This window comes from Inquilinus limosus, from assembly GCF_002195995.1.
GTDB classification, from domain to species: Bacteria; Pseudomonadota; Alphaproteobacteria; order DSM-16000; family Inquilinaceae; genus Inquilinus; species Inquilinus limosus_C.
In genome coordinates, this window is sequence record NZ_NHON01000180.1 from 1 (window position 1) to 6,108 (window position 6,108).

Here is a 6,108-nt window from a genome sequence, read left to right on the forward strand (position 1 = left end):
CGCACCGGGCGCGGGCGGCCAGCGGCAAGCCGGTGGTGATCGTCTCGAACCACCAGGGCAGCGGCGGCGACCCGGCGGCCGTGGCCTCAACCCGCGCCGGTCGAAGGCGAGGCGGCAGGCGCGCAGGACAGCCGGCACCCCGTCCAGCACCGGCACACCGGCGCGGGTTGAGGCCACGGCCGCCGGGTCGCCGCCGCTGCCCTGGTGGTTCGAGACGATCACCACCGGCTTGCCGCTGGCCGCCCGCGCCCGGTGCGCGACCTCGAGATACAGCGGCGTGACCTGGCCGCCGGCCGAGCGGTCCAGCGCCAGCGCGCCCAGCGCCGTGTCCGGGTCGGCCATCAGCGCCTGGAAACAGGCCTCGAAATCGGCCGGGTAGTTGCGGCCGGTGCCCCAATGGTCCAGCGGGTTGACCGGCGGCAGGCCGGGATCCAGCGCCGCCTCCAGCCGCGCCACGGTCTCGGGCGACAGGGCGGCGAAGCGCACCCCGGCTTCGGATGCCAGGTCGACCATAAGCCCGCGCTCGCCGCCGCTGTCATGGGTGCTGGCCAGCCCGCCGGGGCCGAGATCGGCCGCGACCGGCAGCAGCATCATCGCCGACGCCAGCTCGTCCACCGAGCGCACCTGGCCGACGGCAAAGCGCTCGAACAGCGCGTCATAGACGGCGTGGTCGCCGGCGATGGCACCGGAATGGCTCAGCGCCAGGGCGGCGCTCTCGCGCGTCCGGCCGACCTTCAGCGCGACGACGGGAATGTTGCGCGCCTGCGCCTTCGCCAGAGTGGCGACGAAGCGCTCCGGGGCCCGTGCCGCCTCCAGGAACAGCCCGACCACACGCGTCTCCGGCTGGTCCAGGGCGAAGTCCAGGTAGTCGGCCAGGGTGGTGGTCAGCTCCTGGCCGGAGGAGACGGCGAGGGCATAGTCGATCCGCGCCTCGGCATCGACCAGGGCGGTGAACAGCGATCCGGAATGGGTCAGCAGCACGGCGCCGCCGGGCACATGGTCCGGCCGGGTGGCGAAGCCGCACAGCCTCACCCGGTCGGTGAAGTTGTAGAAGCCCATGCCGTTGCCGCCGCACAGCACGATCCCGGCCTCCAGCGCCATCGCCCGGATGCGCTCGCGCAAGGCCGGGTCGGCCAGCGGCGCGACGATGGTCGCGGCCTTCACCCCGTGCCGCAACGCCGCGTCGAAGGCCTCGGCGATGGTCTCGTCGCCGAGGCAGAAGGCGGCGTGCTCCACCGGCTCCGGCAGGTCGGCGATCGACGTCAGGCATGCCAGGCCCCGCAGCGTCCCGCCCTTCGGGTTGACCGGATGCACCGGGCCGAGGAAGCCGCCCTCGACCAGCTGCCGCAACATCACCGCGCCGACCGAGCCGGCCCGCGCGCTGGCGCCGACCACCGCGATCGATCGCGGGCGCAGCAGCGGGTCCAGCCGGTGCGGCGCCACGCTCAGGTCTCGGCCGGCGGCGTGGCCCGGCGCCGCGGCGGGTCGTAGAAGGGGCGGTCCACCACCCGGGCCCGCACCATCAGCTTGTGATAGACCAGTTCGCGCAGGGCGTAGATCTCGACCCAGAGGTCGTCCTTGACCGTGTCGCCATAGGGCCGGCGCAGCGAGGCCAGCGCGATGTTGCGCTTGGCCGAGGGTGACCAGGCGGCGGCGGTGATCTGCCCGGCCTCGGTCTTGCCCTTGTGATAGACGATGGCGTGGTCGGCCGGGACATTGCCGTCGATGTCGAGCCCGACCAGGCACCAGCGGGCCGACCGGTCGCGGCGCTGCGCCAGGACCGCGCGCTTGCCGGTCCAGTACGCGGCTTTCTTCCCGTCCACCAGCCAGCCCAGGCCGATCTCGTCCGGCGTGCGGCGACGGTCGACGCGGATGGCGGTCTCGGCGGTGATGAAGTCGCTGTTGGCGATGATGAAGCCGGCCTCCAGCCGCGCCAGGTCCAGCGCCGCGAAGCCGATCGCCTGCAGCCCGTGCCAGGGGCCGGCGGCCCACAGCCGGTCCCACAGCTCCAGCGCCGCCTCGGGCTCGGCGAACAGCTCATAGCCCAGGTCGCCGGTGAAGCCGGTGCGGGACACGGTGACCCGGCCCTCGTCCAGGTGAAAGTCGCGGATCTGGAACGGCTTCAGCGTCTCGATGCCGTCGAAGCCGGCGCGGGTCAGCAGCGCCCGGCTGGTCGGGCCCTGCAGCGCCAGGGCGGCCACCTGCTCGGTCTCCTCGGCGATCTCGACCGCGAAGCCGATGGCGGAATCCAAGAGCCAGTTCAGGTGCCGCTCCTGGCAGCACAGCCGGAACTCGGTGGGGGCCAGGCGGAACAGCGTGCCGTCGTCCAGCACATGGCCTTCGTCGTCGCACCAGCAGGTGTAGTGCACCCGGCCGATGGCGAGCTTCGAGACATCGCGCACGGTCAGCCGGTCCAGGAAGGCCTCGGCCTCGGGCCCGGCGATGCGGTACTTCACCATCGGCGTCAGGTCGAACAGCGACGCGGCGTTGCGGATGGCGAAGTATTCCTGCTCGGCGTCGCGGATGGTGCGGGCGGAGACATAGCCGCCCCAATTGGTCCAGTCCTCGGCCTGCATCAGCGCGGCCAGGCGCGGATGGAACGGCGTCTCCAGCAGCGGCTTGCGGAAATGGTCGCGAGGCAGGGGGCGGCGCATGTCAGCGAGCCTCGGCCAGATCGGGAAGGCTGTGAGGCCTCCCCCTCACCCTCCCATTCGCAAGCGCGAATGGGCCCCTCCCTCTCCCCAGGGAGAGGGGATCTTTTCGCCTCTCCCTTGGGGAGAGGTCGGACCCGCGACAGCGGGGCCGGGTGAGGGGGCGGCACCGGCCGATCCGCTCGGGCAGGATCACCGGCTGAGCTTCACCCATCGCTCCCTCCCGCCAGGATCCGGCGCGCGGCGTTCAGGCCGGCAGCGCCCATCACCCCGCCGCCGGGATGGCTGCCGGCGCCGCACAGATACAGGCCCGGCACCGGCGTCGCGTACTGGCCGGCGCCATGCACCGGGCGCAGCATCAGCAGCTGGTCGACCGCCAGCTCGCCGTGATGCCAATGGCCGCCGGGCATGCGGTAGCGCGCCTCCAGGTCGGACGGGGTCAGCAGCTCCGCCGCCAGCACCCGCGCCGACAGGCCGGACAGATGCCGTTCCAGGACCGCCAGGATGCGGTCGCGGAACTCCGGGCCGCCGGCCTCCCACCCGCCGCGCAGCCCGGCCGGGGCGTATTGCGCAACCACCGACATCACATGCTTGCCGGCCGGGGCCAGGGACGGGTCGGTCAGGGACGGGATCACCGCCTCCAGCACCGGCTCGGGCGAGGCCTCGCCGTATTTCGCCGGGTTGAACGCGGCCTCGACCGCGTCGATGCCCGGCGCCACGACCAGCCGTCCGGCCAGCAGCGCCGGGTCCAACCCGTCCGGCAGCCCGTCCAGCGCCAGATGCAGCTTGGCGGCGTTGCCACGCATGCGGACATGGCCGATGCGGCGGACGAAGCCGGCGTCCAGCGCCCGCGGTCCGAGCAGGTCGAGGAAGGTGGTGCGCGGATTGGCGCCCGAGACGACGATGGGCGCGCGGATCTCCGCCCCCTCCGCCAGCGCGACGCCGACGGCGCGGTCGGCCTCGACCAGGATCCTCGCGACCGGCGCAGTGGTGCGGATCTCGACCCCGGCGGCCCGGGCCGCGGCGGCGATGGCGGCGGCGACCGTGCCCATGCCGCCCTTCGGCAGGGCCAGCGCCGCCGGCACGCCGTCGGCCTGCCCGGCCAGCCGATGCAGCAGCGCCAGCAGCGAGGTCGGGGACCGGGGGCCGAGATGGGTGCCCAGCACCGCGTCGAAGGCCACGGCGCCCATCAGCCGCGAATCCGACAGCTCCTCCTCCAGCACATCGGCCACATCCATCAGGATCATGCGCAGGAACTCGCGCATCTCCTCGCGGCCCAGCCGGCGGATCGTCCAGCCGAGCTTACCCAAGGCCAGGACGTCGCCGCGCCCACTGCCGCGCAGCCGGGGCGGAATTTGGGTCAGGAAGGGCTGCAGGGCTCCGGCGAAGCGCAGCAGCCGGGCGCGCAGCAGGGCCCAGGTCTCGGCCTCGCCGAGCGGCAGCTCGCCCGCCAGCCGCTCGCCGAAGGCGCCGTGCAGGGTCAGGTGCCGGCCGTCGTCGGACAGCGCCGTGGTCGGGATGTTGGTCGCCGCGAGGGCCAGGCCGTGCCGCGCCAGGTCCAGCGCCCGGATCACCTCCGGATGCAGTTGGTTCAGCACATGCGCGACATGCGACACGCGGAAGCCCGGCGCGAACTCCACCGTCCGGGCGGCGCCGCCGACCTCTTCGGCCGCCTCCAGCAGCACCACCTTGCGGCCTTTCCGCGCCAGCAGCGCGGCGCAGACCAGGCCGTTATGGCCGCCGCCGATGATGATGGCGTCACAGGACGTCATAGGCGTCGCTCATCATCGCGGGCTTGCGCTTCAGGTCGCGCAGCATCTCCGACGCCGCGTTGCGGCCCGGCGCGCCCATCACCCCGCCGCCGGGGTGGGTGGACGATCCGCACATATACAGCCCCGCCACCGGCGATCGGTACTGGGCATAGCCGGGCACCGGCCGGTTGAACAGGATCTGGTCGAAGGTCAGCTCGCCCTGGAAGATGTTGCCCTCGGTCAGCCCGACCTCGGCCTCCAGCTCGCGCGGGGTGCGGATCTCGGCATGCAGGATCAGGTCGCGGAAGCCAGGCGAATACTCGGCGATCTGGTCGATCACGGTCTTGCCGAAGGCGTCGCGGTCGGCATCGGTCCAGTCGCGCCCCTCGACCCTGGGCGGGCAGTACTGGACGAAGCAGCTCATGAAGTGCTTCCCCGGCGGCGCCATGGTCGGGTCCAGCGTGGTCGGGATCATCATGTCCAGGAACGGGTCGGCCGACCAGCGCCCGGCCTTCCAGTCGTCATAGCCGCGCTCCATCCGCTCGACGCTGTCGGTGAAGTGCATGTCGCCGCGCAGGCACGGCGACCCCTCGGGCAGCGCCGGAAAGCGGGGCAGGGCGTCCAGCGCAATGTTCACCTTGCCGGAGGAGCCGCGGATCTTGAAGTTGCGGACGCGCTTGACGAAGGGGACCGGCAGCTCCGTCTCCTCCACCAGCGTCAGGAAGGTGCGCTTGACGTCGAGGTTGGACACGACCTGCCGGGCGCGGATCTCCTCGCCGCCGGCCAGCACCACGCCGGCCGCCTTGCCATGCTCGACCAGGATGCGCTCGACCGCGGCGCCGGTGCGGATCTCGCCCTTCGCGGCACGCAGCGACCCGGCCATGGCCTGGGTGATGGCGCCCATGCCGCCGCGGGCGAAGCCCCAGGCCCCGGTGGCGCCGTCGACATCGCCCATGTAATGGTGCAGCAGCACATAGGCCGAGCCGGGCGAGCAGGGGCCGAGCGCGGTGCCGATGATGCCGGACAAGGCGAAGCTGGCCTTCACCACCTCGCTCTCGAAATACTCGTCCAGGAACTCGGCGATGCTCATGGTCCAGAACCGGATGGTGTCGGCCATCTCGGTCTCGGTCAGGCCGTGGAACTTGCGGCCGAGATACAGCATCTCCTGCAGGTCGCGCGGCCGCAGCGACGCCGGGTCCGGCGGGGTGCGCAGCAGCAGCGGGCGGATGAAGCGGCATTGCCGGGTGACGTCGGCGGAGTAGCGGTCATAGGCCTCGGCGTCGCGCAGCGAGAAGCGCTGGATCTCGCGCCGGTGCGAATCGTGCTGGCGATAGGTCGCCAGCGCATCGCCGTCGCGGGTGAACACCGCGCCGCCTTCGTAGGGGATGACCTGCAGCCCGTGCCGCGGCAGCTCCAGGTCGCGCATGATCTCCGGCCGCAGCAGGCTGCAGACATAGGAGCAATTGGAATAGAGGATGCCGGGATGCAGCGACCGGCTCACGGCCGCGCCGCCGACCCAGTCGTTCTTCTCCACGACCAGCACGTCAAGCCCGGCGCGGGCCAGGTACCCGGCCGCCACCAGGCCATTGTGCCCGGCCCCGACGACGATGACGTCCCAGGTCTTCATGAGGCGGGACGGAGAAGAGGTGAGCGGGACTGATCACCTTTGAGTCCCCCCTCCCCTCGCGGGAGGGGGGACTCAAAGG

4 protein-coding genes are annotated in these 6,108 nt (G+C 72.3%); all 4 read right to left on the minus strand.

Annotation, left to right across the window (positions count from 1 at the left end; translation table 11 throughout):
- Positions 1-1,443, minus strand: a 1,443-nt coding sequence (locus tag BWR60_RS35395; protein ID WP_088157951.1) for a CoA-binding protein, incomplete at its 3' end; no start/stop codon positions are given.
- Positions 1,444-1,445: 2 nt separating this feature from the next.
- The gene (locus BWR60_RS35400) at positions 1,446-2,654 is read right to left on the minus strand and encodes an aminomethyltransferase family protein (protein ID WP_088157953.1); all 1,209 of its coding nucleotides are present in this window, start codon (positions 2,652-2,654) and stop codon (positions 1,446-1,448) included.
- Between the two features lie 203 nt (positions 2,655-2,857).
- Complete coding sequence (locus BWR60_RS35405) at positions 2,858-4,423, minus strand: phytoene desaturase family protein (RefSeq protein WP_088157955.1); 1,566 nt, start codon at positions 4,421-4,423, stop codon at positions 2,858-2,860.
- On the minus strand, positions 4,410-6,029 hold the full coding sequence (locus tag BWR60_RS35410; RefSeq protein ID WP_088157957.1) for a phytoene desaturase family protein: 1,620 nt from the start codon (positions 6,027-6,029) through the stop codon (positions 4,410-4,412). Before BWR60_RS35410 ends, BWR60_RS35405 begins: the two co-directional genes overlap by 14 nt.
- Positions 6,030-6,108 lie beyond the last annotated feature (79 nt).

Coding starts and splice junctions, on each gene's coding strand:
- BWR60_RS35400 (WP_088157953.1), bottom strand. CDS start 2,654: ATGCGCCGCCCCCTGCCTCGCGACCATTTCCGCAAGCCGCTGCTGGAG.
- BWR60_RS35405 (WP_088157955.1), bottom strand. CDS start 4,423: ATGACGTCCTGTGACGCCATCATCATCGGCGGCGGCCATAACGGCCTG.
- BWR60_RS35410 (WP_088157957.1), bottom strand. CDS start 6,029: ATGAAGACCTGGGACGTCATCGTCGTCGGGGCCGGGCACAATGGCCTG.